The sequence below is a fragment of the Serratia plymuthica genome (assembly GCF_018336935.1).
GTDB classification, from domain to species: Bacteria; Pseudomonadota; Gammaproteobacteria; order Enterobacterales; family Enterobacteriaceae; genus Serratia; species Serratia plymuthica_B.
In genome coordinates this window covers 3570220-3589319 of sequence record NZ_CP068771.1, presented here as the reverse complement: position 1 = coordinate 3589319, position 19100 = coordinate 3570220, and the positions used below count along the sequence as shown (strand labels likewise).

Here is a 19100-nt window from a genome sequence, read left to right as displayed (position 1 = left end):
GAGTCTGCCTTGTACCTGTTTGAAAGCCTGAATCTGCTGATTCAACGTTACCTGCCTGAGGAGCAGATTAAGCGCCTCAAACAGGCATACCTCGTTGCACGTGATGCTCACGAGGGACAGACACGCTCCAGCGGTGAGCCCTACATTACTCACCCGGTCGCCGTGGCCTGCATTCTGGCGGAAATGCGTCTCGATCATGAGACGCTGATGGCCGCGCTGCTGCATGACGTCATCGAAGACACCCCGGCCACCTACCAGGATATGGAACAGCTGTTCGGCAAGAGCGTCGCTGAACTGGTTGAAGGCGTATCCAAGCTCGACAAGCTGAAGTTCCAGGACAAAAAAGAAGCCCAGGCGGAAAACTTCCGCAAAATGATCATGGCGATGGTGCAGGATATCCGCGTCGTGCTGATCAAGCTGGCCGACCGCACGCACAATATGCGGACCCTGGGTTCGCTGCGCCCTGACAAACGGCGGCGTATCGCGCGTGAAACCCTGGAAATCTACAGCCCCTTGGCCCATCGCCTGGGTATTCACCACCTGAAGACCGAGCTGGAAGAGCTGGGTTTTGAGGCGTTGTACCCGAACCGCTACCGTGTCATCAAAGAAGTGGTGAAAGCCGCTCGCGGTAACCGTAAGGAGATGATCCAAAAGATTCTCTCCGAGATCGAAGGCCGATTGAACGAAGCCGGCATTCCTTGCCGCGTCAGCGGGCGAGAAAAGCATCTGTATTCCATCTACCTCAAGATGCACCTGAAAGAGCAGCGGTTCCATTCGATTATGGACATCTACGCGTTCCGGGTGATCGTGAAGGAAGTCGATACCTGCTACCGCGTGCTGGGTCAGGCCCACAGCCTGTATAAGCCGCGTCCGGGCAGGGTCAAAGACTATATCGCCATTCCCAAGGCCAACGGCTACCAATCGCTGCACACCTCCCTGATCGGCCCTCACGGCGTGCCGGTTGAGGTGCAGATCCGTACCGAAGATATGGATCAGATGGCAGAAATGGGGGTGGCTGCGCACTGGGCTTATAAAGAAAAAGAACAGGGCGAAACCGGCACCACCGCGCAAATCCGCGCTCAGCGCTGGATGCAAAGCTTGCTGGAGTTGCAGCAAAGCGCCGGCAGTTCATTTGAATTTATCGAGAGCGTAAAATCCGATCTGTTCCCGGATGAGATTTACGTTTTCACCCCGGAAGGCCGCATCGTTGAATTGCCTGCGGGCGCAACGCCGGTCGACTTCGCCTACGCGGTGCATACCGATATCGGCCATGCCTGCGTTGGCGCCCGCGTCGATCGCCAACCCTATCCGCTGTCGCAGTCGCTGAGCAGCGGCCAGACGGTGGAAATCATCACCGCACCGGGCGCGCGGCCGAACGCCGCCTGGCTGAACTTTGTCGTCAGCTCGAAAGCGCGCGCCAAAATCCGCCAGATGCTGAAAAACCTCAAGCGTGATGACTCGGTCGGCCTCGGCCGTCGCTTGCTGAACCATGCGTTGGGCGGCAGCCGCAAACTGGCAGAGATCCCACCGGAAAATATCCAGCACGAGCTGGATCGCATGAAACTGGCGACCCTGGACGATCTGCTGGCTGAAATCGGCCTCGGCAACGCCATGAGCGTGGTGGTGGCGAAAAACCTGCAGGGTGACCAATCCAACCTGGGCACCTCCTCCGGGGTTCGTAACCTGGCGATCAAGGGCGCAGACGGCGTGCTGATCACCTTCGCCAAGTGCTGCCGACCTATTCCGGGCGACCCGATCATTGCCCACGTCAGCCCGGGCAAAGGGCTGGTGATCCACCATGAATCCTGCCGGAATATCCGCGGCTACCAGAAAGAGCCCGAGAAATTCATGGCGGTAGAGTGGGATAAAGATATCGAGCAGGAATTCATCGCCGAGATCAAAGTGGACATGTTTAACCATCAGGGCGCGCTGGCCAACCTGACGGCGGCTATCAATGCGGCCGAGTCCAATATTCAGAGCCTGAATACCGAAGAGAAAGACGGCCGGGTTTATAGCGCCTTTATCCGCCTGACCACCCGCGATCGCATCCATCTGGCAAATATTATGCGTAAAATCCGTATCATGCCGGATGTGATTAAAGTTAACCGTAACCGAAATTAGCGCCTATGAGCCCTGAACGCTATGCGCGGATTTGTGAAATGCTGGCGACCCGGCAGCCGGATCTGACGGTCTGCCTGGAACAGGTGCACAAACCGCATAACGTCTCCGCCATTATCCGCACCGCCGACGCCGTCGGCGTGCATCAGGTGCATGCCGTGTGGCCGACCTCACGCATGCGCACCCTGGTTTCCTCCGCTGCCGGCAGCAACAGCTGGGTCAATGTAAAAACCCACCGCACCATCTCCGACGCGGTAACCCACCTGAAAGATCAAGGCATGCAGATTCTGGCGACCCACCTTTCCGACCGCGCGGTTGATTTCCGCGAGGTGGATTACACCCGCCCAACCTGCGTGCTGTTGGGCCAGGAAAAAACCGGTATCACCGAAGAAGCGCTGGCCCTGGCCGACCAGGACATCATCATTCCGATGATCGGCATGGTGCAATCCCTCAACGTGTCGGTCGCCTCGGCCTTGATCCTGTACGAAGCGCAGCGCCAACGCCACAACGCCGGCATGTACCTGCGCACCCACAGCGCGCTGGACGAAGAAGAACAACAACGCTTGCTGTTCGAGGGCGGCTACCCGGTGTTGGCCAACGTCGCCAAGCGCAAAGGGCTGCCGCGTCCGCAGATTGATCAACAGGGCCAGGTGGTCGCCGACGCCGAATGGTGGGCGACCATGCAGGCAACGGTACGCCGATGAAAGGCCGCCTGCTGGATGCCGTCCCTCTCACCACGCTTTCCGGGGTTGGAGCCAGCCAGGCGGGCAAGCTGGCAAAAATTGGCCTGGAAACCATTCAGGACCTGCTGCTGCACCTCCCGTTGCGTTATGAAGACCGCACCCGTCTCTATCCGATCAACGACCTGCTGCCGGGCATTTTTGCCACAGTGGAAGGCGAAGTGCTGCGCAGCGATATCAGTTTTGGCCGTCGGCGTATGCTGACCTGCCAAATCAGCGACGGCACCGGCCTGCTCACCATGCGTTTCTTTAACTTCAACGCGGCGATGAAAAATAGCCTGGCCGCAGGCCGACGCGTGACCGCTTACGGTGAGATCAAACGCGGCAACCACGGCGCAGAAATCATCCACCCGGAATACCGCATTCAGGGGGAAAGCAGCGAGGTTGAGCTGCAGGAATCACTGACGCCGGTTTATCCGACCACCGAAGGCATCAGGCAGGCCACGCTGCGCAAGCTGACCGATCAGGCGCTGGAGCTGCTGGACACCTGCGCCATCGCCGAACTGCTGCCACCGGAACTCAGTGGCGGGCTGATGAGCCTGCCGCAGGCGCTGCATACCCTGCACCGCCCGCCGCCGGATATCCAGCTGGAAGATTTGGAGCAGGGCAAGCATCCGGCGCAAAAACGCCTGATCCTGGAAGAGCTGCTGGCGCATAACCTCAGCATGCTGGCGGTGCGTGCCGGCGCGCAGAGTTATCAGGCGCTGCCGCTGATGCCGGATGACCGTCTGAAAAAACGCTTTCTCGCCGAATTGCCGTTCTCGCCGACCGGCGCGCAAGAGCGCGTGGTAGCCGATATCGAAGCCGATATGCAAAAAGGCTTCCCGATGATGCGGCTGGTGCAAGGCGATGTCGGCTCAGGCAAAACGCTGGTGGCCGCCCTGGCGGCACTGCGCGCCATCGCCCACGGCAAACAGGTGGCATTGATGGCGCCTACCGAACTGCTGGCCGAACAACACGCCAATAACTTCCGCCAGTGGTTTGAACCGCTGGGGCTTGAAGTCGGCTGGCTGGCCGGCAAGCAAAAAGGCAAGGCACGCATTGCTCAGCAGGAAGCGATCGCCAGCGGAAAAGTGTCGATGGTGGTCGGTACGCACGCCATATTCCAGGAACAGGTGCAGTTTTCCGGCTTGGCGCTGGTGATCATCGACGAACAGCACCGGTTTGGCGTGCACCAGCGGCTGGCTCTGTGGGAAAAGGGCGAGGAGCAAGGCTTCCATGCCCACCAGTTGATCATGACCGCCACGCCCATCCCACGCACGCTGGCAATGACCGCCTATGCCGATCTCGATACCTCGGTGATCGACGAATTGCCGCCAGGCAGGACGCCGGTCACCACCGTCGCCATTCCAGACACCCGGCGCGCCGATATTATCCAGCGGGTAAAAAGCGCCTGCATGGAAGAAGGCCGACAGGCGTATTGGGTCTGTACGTTGATCGAAGAGTCGGAGTTGCTGGAAGCGCAGGCGGCGGAAGCCACCTGGGAAGAGCTGAAGGCTGCGCTGCCCGAACTGAAAGTCGCTCTGGTTCACGGCCGTATGAAGGCGCAGGAAAAACAGGCGGTCATGCAGGCCTTCAAACAGGGTGAGTTACAGCTGCTGGTGGCGACCACAGTGATCGAAGTCGGCGTCGACGTACCGAACGCCAGCCTGATGATTATCGAAAACCCGGAGCGGCTTGGGTTGGCGCAGCTGCATCAGCTGCGCGGCCGCGTTGGCCGTGGCGCAGTGGCATCGCATTGCGTGCTGTTGTACAAAACCCCGCTCAGCAAAACTGCGCAGAAACGTCTGCAGGTACTGCGCGACAGTAACGATGGCTTTGTGATTGCCCAGCGCGATCTGGAAATTCGTGGCCCAGGCGAGCTGCTTGGCACACGCCAGACCGGCAGTGCGGAGTTCAAGGTGGCCGATTTGCTGCGTGACCAGGCGATGATACCGGAAGTGCAGCGCGTCGCCCGCCATATTCATCAGCAGTACCCGGAACATGCCCGCGCCCTGATTGAACGCTGGCTGCCGGAGAAAGCGCGCTACTCCAACGCCTGACCCTCTGCCATAGACAAGGGCGCCAATGGCGCCCTTGCTTTACATCTCGAACGCTATTCAGCCCACCGCCGGGAATACCGGCAACAGCAGATACAGCTTAATCACGATCGCGTTGGCGATATCAATAAAGAACGCCCCCACCATCGGCACCACCAGAAACGCCAGATGCGATGGACCGAAGCGATCGGTAATCGCCTGCATATTGGCGATCGCCGTTGGCGTAGCGCCCATGCCAAAACCACAGTGTCCCGCAGCCAGTACCGCCGCGTCGTAGTTTTTGCCCATCACCCGATAAGTGACGAAAATTGCGTAGAGCGCCATCACCAGTGTCTGCACAGCCAGAATGGCCAGCATCGGCAGCGCCAGCGACGCCAGCTCCCACAGGCGCAGGCTCATCAGCGCCATGGCCAGGAACAGCGACAGGCTGACGTTCCCCAGCACCGACACCGCCCGTTCGAACACGGTGTAAAAACCGCTGAACGCCAGCGTATTGCTGAGGACCACCCCGACAAACAGCACACAGACAAAGTTTGGCAATTCAAACACCGTGCCATTCAACAAGCCGGCAATAAACTGCCCCAGGCTCAAGCAGATGGCGATCATCGCGATAGTTTCGATCATCACCAAAGAGGTGATCAGTCGACCGCTTTCCGGCTTTTCAAAACCGCTCGGTTGCACGCTGTCTTCCGGTGTGCCTTCCGGCGTAGAGGAGTGTTTCACCAGGTAACGCGCCACCGGGCCGCCGATCAGCCCGCCCAGCACCAGGCCGAAAGTCGCACAGGCCATCGCCACTTCCGTAGCGTTTTCAAATCCATAACGCTCGATGAACAGCTTGCTCCAGGCTGCGCCGGTACCATGACCGCCGGATAGCGTAATTGAACCGGCGATCAGGCCCATCAGCGGATCCAGACCCAGTATTTTCGCCATGCCGATGCCAATGGCGTTCTGCACCACCAACAGGCCCAGCACCACAAACAGGAACACCATTAGCGCTTTGCCGCCCGCGCGCAGCCGCGCCAGGTTGGCATTCAGGCCGATGGTGGCGAAGAAGGCCAGCATCAACGGGTCTTTCAGCGACATATCGAAGCTGATTTCCCAGTTAGCGAACTTTTTCAGGGCTAACAACAAGAGCGCCACCAGCAAACCACCGGCGACAGGTGCGGGAATAGTGTATTTTCGCAACAGCGGAATGCTTCTGACGCATTTGCCCCCAAGGAGCAGAACCAGCGTTGCCGCGACTAACGTGCCATAAGTATCGAGATGAAACATCCAGGTACTCCCTGTAACGGAAAAGATCCAATAAGAAATAATAAGTTATAGAAAACCGCTTAGTTTTTAAAACTTGATGAGGGTGGGATTAGAAGTAAAAAATGCTGAGAAGACAAGAAAAAATGAACAAAAATACGACATAGGCATTGATATCTCTGACGTAATATCAGGGCGCAACCGTTTGCTTTTGCGGGGTGGATCATTAAAATGCCTGCTTTGCCGTTTCTGGAAATGCCACATCATGACCATGCCATCCACCGAGCTTGATGCCGTGCAAAAAGCCGCCGTAACGCCCCACACCAGCGAACTGATTTACCGTCTGGAAGACCGCCCGCCGCTGCCGCAAACGCTGTTTGCCGCCGGTCAGCATCTGCTGGCGATGTTCGTGGCGGTTATCACCCCAGCGCTGTTGATCTGTCAGGCGCTCGGTCTGCCGGCACAGGATACTCAGCACATTATCAGCATGTCGCTGTTTGCCTCCGGCCTGGCCTCTATTTTGCAAATTAAAACCTGGGGGCCGGTCGGTTCGGGCCTGCTGTCGATTCAGGGCACCAGTTTTAACTTTGTTTCACCGCTGATTATGGGCGGGCTGGCGCTGAAAAACGGCGGTGCCGACGTCCCAACCATGATGGCTGCGCTATTCGGCACGCTGATGGTCGCCTCCTGCACCGAGATCTTGCTTTCCCGCGTGCTGCACCTGGCGCGACGCATCATCACCCCGCTGGTCTCCGGTATTGTGGTGATGATTATCGGGTTGTCGCTGATTCAGGTTGGGCTGACCTCCATCGGCGGCGGCTATGCCGCGATAAGCGATCACAGTTTCGGCGCACCGAAAAACCTGCTGCTGGCCGGCGCGGTATTGGCGGTGATTATTCTGCTTAACCGCCAGCGCAACCCGTACCTGCGCGTCGCCTCGCTGGTGATCGCCATGGCGGTCGGCTACCTGCTGGCCTGGGCGATGGACATGCTGCCGGCAAGCCAGCCGGCTCCGCAAACGGCGGCGGTCACCCTTCCGATCCCGCTGTATTATGGCCTGGGCTTTGACTGGAGCCTGCTGCTGCCGCTGATGCTGATCTTTATGGTCACCTCACTGGAAACCATCGGCGACATCACCGCCACCTCAGACGTGTCGGAACAGCCGGTCAGCGGCCCCTTGTATATGAAACGCCTGAAAGGCGGCGTGCTGGCCAACGGCCTGAACTCGATGCTGTCGGCAGTATTCAACACCTTCCCCAACTCCTGTTTTGGTCAGAACAACGGCGTGATCCAACTGACCGGGGTTGCCAGCCGTTACGTCGGCTTTGTGGTGGCGTTGATGCTGATCGCGCTGGGCTTGTTCCCGGCAGTGGCCAATTTCGTGCAGCATATTCCTGAACCGGTGCTTGGCGGCGCTACCCTGGTGATGTTCGGCACCATCGCCGCCTCCGGCGTGCGTATCGTGTCGCGCGAAAGGCTGAACCGCCGCGCGATCATGATCATGGCGCTGTCGCTGGCCGTCGGCATGGGTGTTTCCCAGCAACCGTTGATCCTGCAGTTCGCGCCCGACTGGCTGAAAACCCTGCTCTCTTCAGGCATTGCCGCCGGCGGCATCACCGCCATCGTGCTCAACCTGGTGTTCCCGCACGAACACCAGAAGCCATAATCCACCGCGCTGCCTGCCACAAACGGCCGCTTGCGGCCGTTTTTTATTGCCTATCAGACCATTGCACTTGAGATGCCCGGCCAATTGCGGCATAAACAGGGTATCTTTTTTGACCGACGCGGATGTAGACGATGAAATTTATCGGAAAACTGTTGCTGACGTTGCTGCTGCTGGTAGTGCTTGCCATTGTGCTGTTGTACGTCGTGGGGCAAACCGGCTGGGCGGCGGGTTGGTTAAGCCGTTGGATCAGCGATAACAGCGAATACCGCCTGTCGGTGGCAAAAATCTCGCACTCATGGAATCAACCGGGCCAAATCAGCCTGGAAGACGTCAAACTGGCCAAAAATAATCAGCCGCAGGCGTTGGTCGCCAAACGGGTAGATCTCGGCCTGAGCCTGCGCCAAATTACCGAACCGCGCTATTTTCACAGCGTAACGCTGCGCGACGGCACGCTTGCCGTTCAGCCGCAGACCGCGACACTGCCGGTACAGGCCGATGTGTTGCAGTTGAGCAATATGGCGCTGCAGTCCAGCGATGAAACCTGGCAGCTGAACGCGCAGCAGGTCAATGCCGGCATTACGCCCTGGCAGCCCAAAGCCGGACATCTGCTGGGAGAAAACAATCAGTTCCAGTTCAGCGCCGGCTCGATGACGCTGAACGGTATCCCGGCTTCGCAGGTGCTGGTACAGGGTGAGCTTAAACAGAACCAGCTGAAGCTCAACAACTTCGGCGCCGATCTGGCGCAGGGTGACCTGACCGGAGTAGCCAGCCGCGCCGCCGACGGCAGCTGGCAGGTGGAACGCCTGCGGCTGAGTGGCGTACGCATGCAAACTCCGCTGACGCTGGCCGAATTCTGGCAACGCTTTACGGCGCTGCCGCCGGTCACTCTCAAACGTTTTGATTTGATCGACGCACGACTGGAGGGCAAAGAGTGGGCATTCAACGATCTCGATCTGTCGCTGCAGAACGTTACCTTCCAGCAAGGCGACTGGCGCAGTGAGGACGGTTCGCTGAACTTCAACGCCAGCGATCTGATCAACGGCGGTTTCCACCTGATCGATCCGATCATGAATATGCGGCTTTCACCGGCCGGTATCGCCATTCAACAGTTCACCAGCCGCTGGGAAGGCGGGCTGCTGCGTACCTCCGGCAGCTGGCTGCGCGCCAACAACCGCCTGCAACTGGACGAAGTGGCCGTCGCCGCACTCGAATACACCTTGCCGCAAGACTGGCGCGCGCTATGGCTGCAACCGCTGCCGCACTGGTTGGCGGAGGTGTACGTCAACAAACTGACCACCAATCGCAACCTGATCATCGACATTAATCCGGACTTCCCGTTCCAGATCACCGCGCTGGACGGCTACGGCGGCAACCTGCTGTTGGCGCGCGATCACCAGTGGGGTATTTGGTCCGGCACGCTGAACCTGAATGGCAGCGAAGCCACCTTCAATAAAATTGACGTTCGGCGCCCATCGCTGGCGCTAAACGCCAATGACGGGCAGATCAACGTCACCGAGCTAAGTGCCTTTATGCCAAAAGGATTACTGGAAGCCAAAGCCACGGTCGAGCAGCTGCCGGGCAAGCCGTTTACGCTGTCGTTGAACGGCCGCTCGGTACCGATGAATACCTTGCAGCAATGGGGATGGCAGCCGGTTCCGCTAGAAGGTGACGGAAATCTGCAACTGCAGTTGAAAGGGTTGCTGAACAGCGATGGGCCGTTTAAATCCTCACTTAAGGGCGAACTGCAGGCCACCGCCGGCGATGGCCGGGCGGTCAACCAACAGTTACCCTAGTCTTTCACACCCTCTTCCCGGGGAAGAGGGCCGACGACTCAGCTTTCTATCGCCTCAGAGCCGCCCTGGTCGAGGGGCACGTCCGACTCGGCCGGCAGCACCATATAAGTGCCTTCAAATACCGCGCCTTTATCGTCGTCGCCGAACAGATGCACCTCCGCCTGCACGCGTGCGCGGCGGCCCCGCGCCAGACGGGCCAGATCGCCGCTCAGCGAGCTGAGATCGGCCACCGCCCGCGGTCTGCCGGTAATAGGTTTGCTGTAGCGGATATGCGCATCCGCCAGAATAATGGTGCCGCCCAGATGGCGCTCACGCAGCAGCAGCCAGATAAGCCCCCAGGCAGTCAGCGTGGCCAGAGAGAACAGGCTGCCGGCAAACAGCGTATGGTGCGGGTTCTGGTTGCCAATCTCCGGCATGGTGGTGACGAAACGCTGGCCGGTATACTGGCTGATGCGCACCCCCATTTTCTCGCTAAGCGGGATATGATCGTACCAGGCCTGCTGCAGCTGGCCGCACCAATCGGGGCGATGCAGAATATCGTCCAACGTGGCCACCGGTTTAATCATCAGGAAGTGGCGGATCGGGGTGGTTTGCGGCGCGGTGATCTCGCCCTGATTGACGAAGCCAAGCTTGGCAAAGAACTCCACCGCATCCTCACGGGCGCTACACACCACCCGCTTTACCCCTTCCTGACGTGCCACGGATTCCAGCGTCATCGCCACCAGCGTGCCGAGGCCTTTGTCCTGCACCGTCGGGTCTACCGCCATAAAGCGGATCGCCGCCTCGTTGTCGGCATTGATATACAGCCGCCCGATAGCGACAATTTTACCGCCCTCATCCACCACCATCTGATGGTGCGCCATGGCGTCGTAGGCATCCTTTTCCGAACCCACCGGTTGGTGCAATGGCTTGCGCAGCATTTCCCAACGAAACTGGTAATAATCCTTCAGCTCTTGTTCTGTTACGGGTACTCGTAGGTGATACATAGACGCCTTCTCTCTCAAAATACTTAGACTTGAAGCCAAAACGTCACCGGCCCGTCGTTCACCAGCGCCACTTGCATGTCGGCGGCGAACTCACCGGTCTGGGTTTCTACGCCGCGTTCGCGGCACTGGCCAACAAAATATTGATACAACCGATCGGCCTCCTGCGGCGTGGCGCCGCGTGAGAAACTCGGGCGCATGCCTTTTTGGGTATCGGCCACCAGCGTGAACTGCGAAACCACCAACAGGCTGCCTCCCGCCTGCTGAACGTTGAGATTCATCTTGTCGTTCTCGTCGCCAAAGATGCGATACCCCAGCACGCGTTCGCACAGGCGCACGGCTTTTTGCTCGTTATCGTCCTGCTCCACGCCCAATAACACTAACAAACCGGGGCCAATCTTGCCTACCGTCTCTCCCTTGACCGTGACGCTGGCGCTTAACACCCGTTGTATTAACGCAATCATAACTGCCCTTCTTGTGTCTGATCCTGTTGCTCCGCCTTTTGCCGACGGTAGTCACGGAACTCCCCGAGAGTAACGGTGATTTCCGCGCCGAGTAACACGATACACCAGCTCCAGTAGACCCACAGGAATAAAATCGGGATCACCGCCAGCACGCCGTAAATCAGCTGATAAGACGGGAACATGGTGATATACAGCGCAAAGCCCTTCTTGCCCAGTTCAAACAATATTCCGGCCACCAGCGCGCCGACCAGCGCATCCTTAGGCGGTACGCGTACCGTCGGCACGATGCAATACAGCAGCCAGAACGATATCCACGACAGGATCAGCGGGAAAATTCGCAGTACCTGATCCACCAGGCTGTTCACGCCTGCCTGCGCCAGCCAGTTGAGCGACAACAGGTAGGAGCTGATAGCCATGCTGGCGCCCACCAACAGCGGCCCCAGGGTCAGCACCATCCAATACACCGCAAACGAGAATACGATTGGCCGCTTGTTCTCGCTGCGCCAGATGGTGTTGAGCACGCTATCGACCGAGGAGATCAGCAGCAACGCGGTGACAATCAGCCCACAGGTCCCGACGGCGGTCATCTTGTTGGAGTTGGCGACAAACTGTTCCAAATAACTTTGGATCACGTTGCCGGCGGCCGGCATGAAATTGGAGAAGATAAAACTTTTCAACTGAACGCTGATGTCGGAAAACATCGGGAACGCGGCAAACAACGCGAACACCACGGTAATCAACGGCACCAGCGACAGCAGGGAAACATAGGCCAGATGGCCCGCCAACATGGTCAGGCCGTCGCTGTCGACGCGCTTGAGCAGCAATCGCCCGAAGGTGACGCTGGGCTTGATCGCGGAAGGCAGCTTTTTACGGCGGAAAAACGACATGGTCACTCCTTGATGTCAGTTTGTACGCCTTAAGCTTACCTCTTCGCGTTCATTGGGCAAAATAAGCCGGCACCACGTCACGATCGGTCACGTGTACCGTTTTGATGCCCAGCACCTGTGCAGCGGCGACGTTGTCGGGATGATCGTCAAAGAACACGGCGTCTTCCGGCGACGTATTTTCGGCGTTTAAAACGTGCAAATAGATGTTGGCGTCCGGCTTGCGCATGCCGATATCCTGAGACAGATACAGATGATCGGCGGCCTCGGCCACTTCGGGATAGTGCTGTGGCCAGTAGTTGCAGTGCAGACGATTGGTATTCGACAACACTACCACCCGATGACCTTCGCTGCGCAGACGTTTCATGATGTCGATCACCTCTGGGCGCAGGGCGACAAACACCGCCTGCCAGCCAGTGGCGAACTGTTCAAAACTGAGGGCGACGCCCATTTCATCACTCAGCCGTTCGGCAAAATCTTCGTCGCTGATTTCACCGCGCTCATGCTGCTGGAACAACTCGCCCATGGCGAAACGCTCGGACAATACCGCCAGCGGCGTGCCACTCAAATTGCTCCATACACCCAGTACACGTTTGAAATCGATATCGACAATCACATTACCTAAATCAAAGATATACAGCATAGTCCTCTCCTGATGGGCCGGTGAGATTTCACTGTAGCGGGAAAAGAAGGAGCTGAACAGAGAGCAACGGGAAAAGCGCATAGCGCATGGCAGAAATGGGGAAAGGCAGAGGAAAAAACTCAGGGCGCAAGAATGAACTGCGCCCTAAGCATGGAACACTAAATCAGCGATTAAGCGTCTTTAGGACCGCGGCTGGCACGCTTACGATCGTTTTCCGTCAGGTGACGTTTACGAATACGTACGGACGTTGGCGTTACTTCTACCAGTTCGTCATCATCGATGAATTCCAGAGCTTGCTCCAGAGTCATCTTGATAGCCGGAACCAGAGTCGTGGCTTCGTCAGTACCGGAAGCACGCATGTTGGTCAGCTTCTTACCGGTCAGGCAGTTTACGGTCAGGTCGTTGGAACGTGAGTGAATACCGATGATCTGGCCTTCATACACTTCCGCACCGTGGCCCAGGAACAGCTTGCCGCGATCTTGCAGACCGAACAGGGCGAACGCTACCGCTTTACCCTGGCCGTTGGAGATCAGCACGCCGTTCTGACGCTGGCCGATTTCGCCCTGGCGCACATCATCGTAGTGGCTGAAAGTGGAGTACAGCAGACCGGTACCGGAAGTCATGGTCATGAACTCGGTACGGAAGCCGATCAGGCCACGCGCAGGGATCAGGTAATCCAGGCGAATACGGCCTTTGCCGTCAGGGATCATGTCCTTAACGTCACCTTTGCGCTCACCCATGGCTTGCATGACTGAACCCTGGTGCTGTTCTTCGATATCCAGCGTCACGTTCTCGAACGGCTCTTGCATGCGGCCATCGATTTTACGGTTGATAACTTTAGGACGGGAAACCGCCAGCTCGAAGCCTTCACGACGCATGTTTTCGATCAGAACCGACAGGTGAAGTTCACCACGGCCCGATACGCGGAACGCGTCAGCATCTTCGGTTTCTTCAACGCGCAGTGCCACGTTGTGCACCAGCTCTTTGTTCAGACGGTCGAGGATCTGACGTGAAGTCACGTACTTGCCTTCTTTACCACAGAACGGAGAGGTGTTGACGTTGAAGTACATGGTTACGGTCGGCTCATCAACAGACAGTGCAGGCAGCGCTTCAACGGCGTTGGTGTCGCAGATGGTGTCGGAGATGTTCAACTCGCCCAGACCGGTGATAGCGATGATGTCGCCAGCTTCAGCCACGGCAGCTTCGATACGTTCCAGGCCCATGTGGGTCAGAACTTTAGCCACTTTACCGTTACGGGTTTTGCCTTCGCTATCAATGATAGTGATCTGCTGGTTAGGTTTGACCTTACCGCGCTTGATACGGCCGATACCGATAACGCCAACGTAGTTGTTGTAGTCCAGCTGAGAGATCTGCATCTGGAACGGCGCTTCAAGCTCAACCTGCGGCGCAGACACGTGGTCTACGATCGCCTGATACAGCGGGGTCATGTCTTCCGCCATCTCGTTGTGGTCGGTGCCCGCGATACCCATCAATGCAGAAGCATAGATGATTGGGAAGTCGAGTTGCTCATCGGTCGCGTCGAGGTTAACGAACAGGTCGAAGACCTGATCAACAACCCAGTCAGGACGTGCGCCCGGACGGTCAACCTTGTTGATTACCACGATCGGCTTCAGACCATTAGCGAAGGCTTTTTTGGTCACGAAACGGGTTTGCGGCATTGGGCCATCCATTGCATCCACAACCAGCAGCACCGAGTCAACCATTGACATCACACGCTCAACCTCGCCGCCGAAGTCGGCGTGTCCTGGGGTATCCACGATGTTGATGCGGTAGTCTTTCCAATTAATGGCGGTGTTTTTTGCGAGGATGGTAATCCCACGCTCTTTCTCCAAATCGTTGGAGTCCATTACGCGTTCGGTGGCTTCTACACGCTCTCCGAAAGTACCGGATTGTTGCAGCAGCTTATCAACCAGGGTGGTTTTACCATGGTCAACGTGGGCAATAATGGCGATGTTACGCAAATTTTCGATCACAGCTTTGCCTCAGGCATTAGAAATAGCGCGCTATTGTACACGTATTAAGCGAGGTACTAAACAAGATCACAACAGTCTCTTATAAACAACTGTGTACAGGTCAGTTTGTGATCCCTTTCACGGTGCAAAAAGCAGCAGTTGGTGCACTTTTGCACCATTACAGTGCCCCACGCTGCGTTAATTGCACCAATTAAGTGCAATGCATCACTAATGGTGCATACTGATTCTGTGCAAAACCCGCGCAGAAAGGCGATTAAAGCGCTTTTGCAAAGTTGGCACAGTTTTCGCTTTAGTCTATTCAAGGCAAAAACAGCCAGTTCCACAGATTCGTTCCACGACGACGACAATGATAAATCCGGGAGAGTTAAGTATGTCCGCTGAACACGTTTTGACGATGCTGAATGAGCATGAAGTGAAATTCGTAGACCTGCGTTTCACTGACACCAAGGGTAAAGAACAACACGTCACCATCCCTGCTCATCAGGTGAATGCCGACTTCTTCGAAGAAGGTAAAATGTTTGACGGCTCCTCGATCGGCGGTTGGAAAGGCATCAACGAATCTGACATGGTGCTGATGCCAGACGCCAGCACTGCGGTGCTGGATCCGTTCTTCGAAGAATCCACCCTGATTATTCGCTGCGATATTCTCGAGCCAGGCACCATGCAGGGCTACGACCGTGACCCGCGCTCCATTTCCAAACGTGCGGAAGACTTCCTGCGCGCTTCAGGCATCGCGGACACCGTGCTGTTCGGGCCAGAGCCTGAGTTCTTCCTGTTCGACGATATCCGTTTCGGCAGCAGCATCCGTGGTTCTCACGTAGCTATCGACGATGTCGAAGGCGCATGGAACTCCGGCACCAAATACGATGGCGGCAACAAAGGCCACCGTCCGGCAGTAAAAGGCGGTTACTTCCCGGTTCCTCCGGTCGACTCTTCACAGGACATCCGTTCTACCATGTGTCTGACCATGGAAGAAATGGGTCTGGTGGTCGAAGCGCACCACCACGAAGTGGCAACCGCGGGTCAGAACGAAGTGGCAACCCGCTTCAACACCATGACCAAGAAAGCCGACGAAATCCAAATCTACAAATACGTGGTTCACAACGTGGCTCACGCATTTGGCAAAACCGCGACCTTCATGCCGAAACCTATGTTCGGTGATAACGGCTCAGGTATGCACTGCCACATGTCGCTGTCCAAGAACGGCACTAACCTGTTCGCAGGCGACAAATACGGCGGCCTGTCTGAAACTGCCCTGTTCTACATCGGCGGTATCATCAAGCACGCTAAAGCTATCAATGCCCTGGCCAACCCGACCACCAACTCTTACAAGCGTCTGGTCCCAGGCTACGAAGCGCCGGTCATGCTGGCTTACTCAGCCCGTAACCGTTCCGCTTCCATCCGTATCCCGGTAGTTGCCAGCCCGAAAGCGCGCCGTATCGAAGCCCGTTTCCCGGATCCAGCGGCTAACCCATACCTGTGCTTCGCGGCTCTGCTGATGGCAGGCCTGGATGGCGTGATCAACAAAATCCACCCTGGCGATGCGATGGACAAAAACCTGTATGACCTGCCGCCGGAAGAAGAAGCTGAAATTCCAAAAGTTGCAGGTTCCCTGGACGAAGCGCTGGCTGCACTGAGCGAAGACCGCGAGTTCCTGACCCGTGGTGGCGTATTCACCGACGACGCAATCGACGCTTACATCGACCTGCGTAAAGAAGAAATGGACCGCGTTCGCATGACGCCGCATCCGGTTGAGTTCGAACTGTACTACAGCGTTTAAGCCTTACCGCGCCATCTGCGGATGGCGCACCACATTTTAGTTGTCGTTTTTTTGTTGCCGTGGAAACTTTCAGCCCATCTTCGGATGGGTTTTTTTCTCCACCGTATTTTCTGCAAAACTATTCCATACCGCACGCATCACGGATGGGGTAGCATAGATGCACTAAAAAGGTGCAGGAGTCTGCTGTATGGCAACTGGCAAGCTGCCCGATGCTGGGCAGATCCTCAATTCTCTCATCAACAGCATCCTGCTGTTGGATGATGATCTGGCGGTTCATTATGCCAACCCGGCGGCACAACAACTGCTGGCGCAAAGTTCCCGTAAACTTTTCGGTACACCCCTACCCGACCTGCTAGGCTATTTCTCACTGAACGTCGATCTGATGCGTGAGAGCCTGCGTGCCGGCCAGGGCTTTACCGATAGCGAAGTAACCCTGGTGGTTGACGGCCGTGCGCATATCCTCTCCCTGACCGCTCAGGCGCTGCCTGAAGGCTTTATTCTGGTTGAGCTGGCGCCAATGGATAATCAACGCCGTCTGAGCCAGGAACAATTGCAACACGCCCAGCAAGTGGCGGCCCGCGATCTGGTACGAGGCCTGGCGCACGAAATCAAAAATCCGCTTGGCGGCCTGCGCGGCGCAGCACAATTGCTGGCCAAGGCACTCCCCGACCCGGCGCTGACCGAATACACCAAAGTCATCATTGAACAGGCCGACCGCCTGCGCAACCTGGTCGATCGTTTGCTGGGGCCGCAACGGCCAGGCCAGCACATTACCCAGAGTATTCATCAGGTGGCGGAACGAGTATGCCAACTGGTGTCGCTGGAGAAACCGGACAACGTGACGCTGGTGCGCGACTACGACCCCAGCCTGCCGGAAATGGCGCACGATCCGGACCAGATCGAACAGGTATTACTGAACATTACCCGCAATGCCTTGCAGGCGCTGGGCGCTGAAGGTGGCACTATCACGCTGCGCACCCGCACCGCGTTCCAGATAACCCTGCACGGCACTCGCTACCGATTGGCGGCACGTATCGATATAGAAGATGACGGCCCCGGCGTACCGGCGCAGTTACAGGACACCCTGTTCTACCCGATGGTCAGCGGCCGCGAAGGCGGTACCGGCCTGGGTTTATCCATCGCCCGTAATCTTATCGATCAGCATTGCGGAAAAATTGAATTTAACAGTTGGCCAGGACATACCGAATTCTCGGTTTACCTGCCTATTCGCCAGTGAGGTTTTCTATGCAACGAGGGATAGTCTGGATCGTCGATGACGATAGCTCCATCCGCTGGGTGCTTGAACGCGCGCTCACTGGAGCGGGTGTGAGCTGCGCCACCTTCGACAGTGGCAATGCAGTGCTGGAAGCATTGGCCACGCAAACTCCCGACGTGTTGCTGTCTGACATCCGCATGCCGGGTATGGATGGTTTAGCGTTACTCAAGCAGATCAAACAGCGCCACCCAATGTTGCCGGTCATCATAATGACCGCGCATTCGGATCTGGACGCCGCCGTCAGCGCCTACCAACAAGGGGCGTTCGATTATCTGCCCAAACCCTTTGATATCGATGAAGCGGTGGCGCTGGTAGAACGCGCCATCAGCCATTATCAGGAACAGCAACAGCCGGCGCGCAGCCAGCCTGCCAGCGATCCGGCGGCGGACATCATCGGCGAAGCGCCGGCAATGCAGGATGTTTTCCGCATCATCGGCCGCCTGTCGCGTTCGTCGATCAGCGTGCTGATCAACGGCGAATCAGGGACAGGTAAAGAGTTGGTGGCCCATGCCTTGCATCGCCACAGCCCGCGCGCCAAATCGCCTTTTATCGCGCTGAACATGGCGGCGATCCCCAAAGACCTGATCGAATCCGAACTGTTCGGCCATGAGAAAGGTGCCTTTACCGGCGCCAATCAGATCCGCCAGGGCCGTTTTGAGCAGGCCGACGGCGGCACGCTGTTCCTGGACGAAATCGGCGATATGCCGCTGGACGTTCAAACCCGCTTGCTGCGCGTACTGGCAGACGGTCAATTCTACCGGGTCGGCGGTTATGCGCCGGTGAAGGTGGACGTGCGTATCATCGCCGCCACGCACCAGAATCTGGAGTTGCGGGTCCAGGAAGGCAAATTCCGCGAGGACTTGTTCCACCGCCTGAATGTGATCCGCGTGCACCTGCCCCCTCTGCGCGAGCGCCGTGAGGATATCCCGCGTCTGGCGCGCTACTTCCTGCAGGTAGCGGCAAAAGAGCTGGGCGTTGAAGCAAAGAATCTGCATCCGGAAACCGAAACCGCACTGACCCGCCTGCCATGGCCAGGGAACGTGCGTCAGTTGGAAAATACCTGTCGCTGGCTGACCGTGATGGCCGCCGGACAGGAAGTGCTGATCCAGGATCTGCCGAGCGAGCTGTTTGAAACCTCCGCGCCGGAAGTCGCCGGCCACAGCCTGCCGGACAGCTGGGCTACGCTGCTGGCGCAGTGGGCCGATCGCGCCCTGCGTTCCGGTCATCAAAACCTCTTGTCGGAAGCACAACCGGAGATGGAGCGTACACTGCTCACCACTGCGCTACGTCATACCCAAGGGCATAAGCAAGAAGCCGCCCGGCTACTAGGCTGGGGCCGCAATACCTTAACGCGGAAATTGAAAGAGCTGGGAATGGAATAGTTTGCGTCATTGATTATAAAAAACACAATCAAGCGCACAAAAAAACGGCTACCCCAGGCTTTACAGCCTGCATGGCCGCAGTATGATCGG

General features: G+C 57.4%; 14 protein-coding genes. 8 read left to right on the top strand and 6 right to left on the bottom strand.

All coding sequences use genetic code 11. The annotated features are described in order from the left end of the window. Positions 1-9: 9 nt before the first annotated feature. From spoT to recG, 3 genes are read left to right on the top strand one after another with little or no spacing between them, the layout of a single operon-like run. The gene (gene spoT, locus JK621_RS16705) at positions 10-2121 is read left to right on the top strand and encodes a bifunctional GTP diphosphokinase/guanosine-3',5'-bis pyrophosphate 3'-pyrophosphohydrolase (RefSeq protein WP_006320163.1); all 2112 of its coding nucleotides are present in this window, start codon (positions 10-12) and stop codon (positions 2119-2121) included. 5 nt (positions 2122-2126) lie between these two features. Then, the gene (trmH, locus tag JK621_RS16700; RefSeq protein WP_212556907.1) at positions 2127-2822 is read left to right on the top strand and encodes a tRNA (guanosine(18)-2'-O)-methyltransferase TrmH; all 696 of its coding nucleotides are present in this window, start codon (positions 2127-2129) and stop codon (positions 2820-2822) included. Beyond that, the gene (recG, locus tag JK621_RS16695; protein WP_212560217.1) at positions 2819-4900 is read left to right on the top strand and encodes an ATP-dependent DNA helicase RecG; all 2082 of its coding nucleotides are present in this window, start codon (positions 2819-2821) and stop codon (positions 4898-4900) included. The genes trmH and recG overlap by 4 nt, the downstream gene beginning before the upstream one ends. Positions 4901-4957: 57 nt before the next feature. Here recG and gltS read toward each other — a convergent pair whose 3' ends face one another. Then, on the bottom strand, positions 4958-6169 hold the full coding sequence (gene gltS, locus JK621_RS16690; RefSeq protein ID WP_212556906.1) for a sodium/glutamate symporter: 1212 nt from the start codon (positions 6167-6169) through the stop codon (positions 4958-4960). Positions 6170-6410: 241 nt separating this feature from the next. Between gltS and JK621_RS16685 the strand changes: the two genes are divergently transcribed. Then, the gene (locus tag JK621_RS16685) at positions 6411-7811 is read left to right on the top strand and encodes a nucleobase:cation symporter-2 family protein (protein WP_212556905.1); all 1401 of its coding nucleotides are present in this window, start codon (positions 6411-6413) and stop codon (positions 7809-7811) included. Between the two features lie 131 nt (positions 7812-7942). Beyond that, positions 7943-9604 (top strand): AsmA family protein, encoded by a 1662-nt coding sequence (locus JK621_RS16680; RefSeq protein WP_212556904.1) that lies wholly within the window; start codon positions 7943-7945, stop codon positions 9602-9604. Positions 9605-9642: 38 nt separating this feature from the next. Here the strand turns inward: JK621_RS16680 and fabY are convergent, their stop codons facing one another. The 5 genes from fabY to typA all read right to left on the bottom strand — a co-directional run bounded on the left by fabY (position 9643) and on the right by typA (position 14572). After that, positions 9643-10590 carry a fatty acid biosynthesis protein FabY gene (gene fabY, locus JK621_RS16675; RefSeq protein ID WP_126486120.1) on the bottom strand — a complete coding sequence of 316 codons (948 nt, stop codon included), beginning with the start codon at positions 10588-10590 and terminating at the stop codon, positions 9643-9645. Positions 10591-10613: 23 nt separating this feature from the next. Next, positions 10614-11051 (bottom strand): D-aminoacyl-tRNA deacylase, encoded by a 438-nt coding sequence (dtd, locus tag JK621_RS16670; protein ID WP_212556903.1) that lies wholly within the window; start codon positions 11049-11051, stop codon positions 10614-10616. Then, complete coding sequence (locus tag JK621_RS16665; protein ID WP_212556902.1) at positions 11048-11938, bottom strand: virulence factor BrkB family protein; 891 nt, start codon at positions 11936-11938, stop codon at positions 11048-11050. The genes dtd and JK621_RS16665 overlap by 4 nt, the downstream gene beginning before the upstream one ends. A 49-nt stretch (positions 11939-11987) precedes the next feature. After that, positions 11988-12578 carry a glucose-1-phosphatase gene (gene yihX / locus JK621_RS16660; protein WP_212556901.1) on the bottom strand — a complete coding sequence of 197 codons (591 nt, stop codon included), beginning with the start codon at positions 12576-12578 and terminating at the stop codon, positions 11988-11990. 170 nt (positions 12579-12748) lie between these two features. Beyond that, positions 12749-14572, bottom strand: a complete 1824-nt coding sequence (typA, locus tag JK621_RS16655) for a ribosome-dependent GTPase TypA (RefSeq protein ID WP_126486128.1) — start codon at positions 14570-14572, stop codon at positions 12749-12751. 370 nt (positions 14573-14942) lie between these two features. Between typA and glnA the strand changes: the two genes are divergently transcribed. From glnA to glnG, 3 genes are all read left to right on the top strand, one after another. Then, the gene (glnA, locus tag JK621_RS16650) at positions 14943-16352 is read left to right on the top strand and encodes a glutamate--ammonia ligase (protein WP_212556900.1); all 1410 of its coding nucleotides are present in this window, start codon (positions 14943-14945) and stop codon (positions 16350-16352) included. 187 nt (positions 16353-16539) lie between these two features. Next, positions 16540-17589 (top strand): nitrogen regulation protein NR(II), encoded by a 1050-nt coding sequence (glnL, locus tag JK621_RS16645; RefSeq protein WP_006320183.1) that lies wholly within the window; start codon positions 16540-16542, stop codon positions 17587-17589. 8 nt (positions 17590-17597) lie between these two features. Continuing rightward, positions 17598-19010 (top strand): nitrogen regulation protein NR(I), encoded by a 1413-nt coding sequence (gene glnG, locus JK621_RS16640; RefSeq protein WP_212556899.1) that lies wholly within the window; start codon positions 17598-17600, stop codon positions 19008-19010. The last annotated feature ends 90 nt before the right edge of the window (positions 19011-19100 follow it).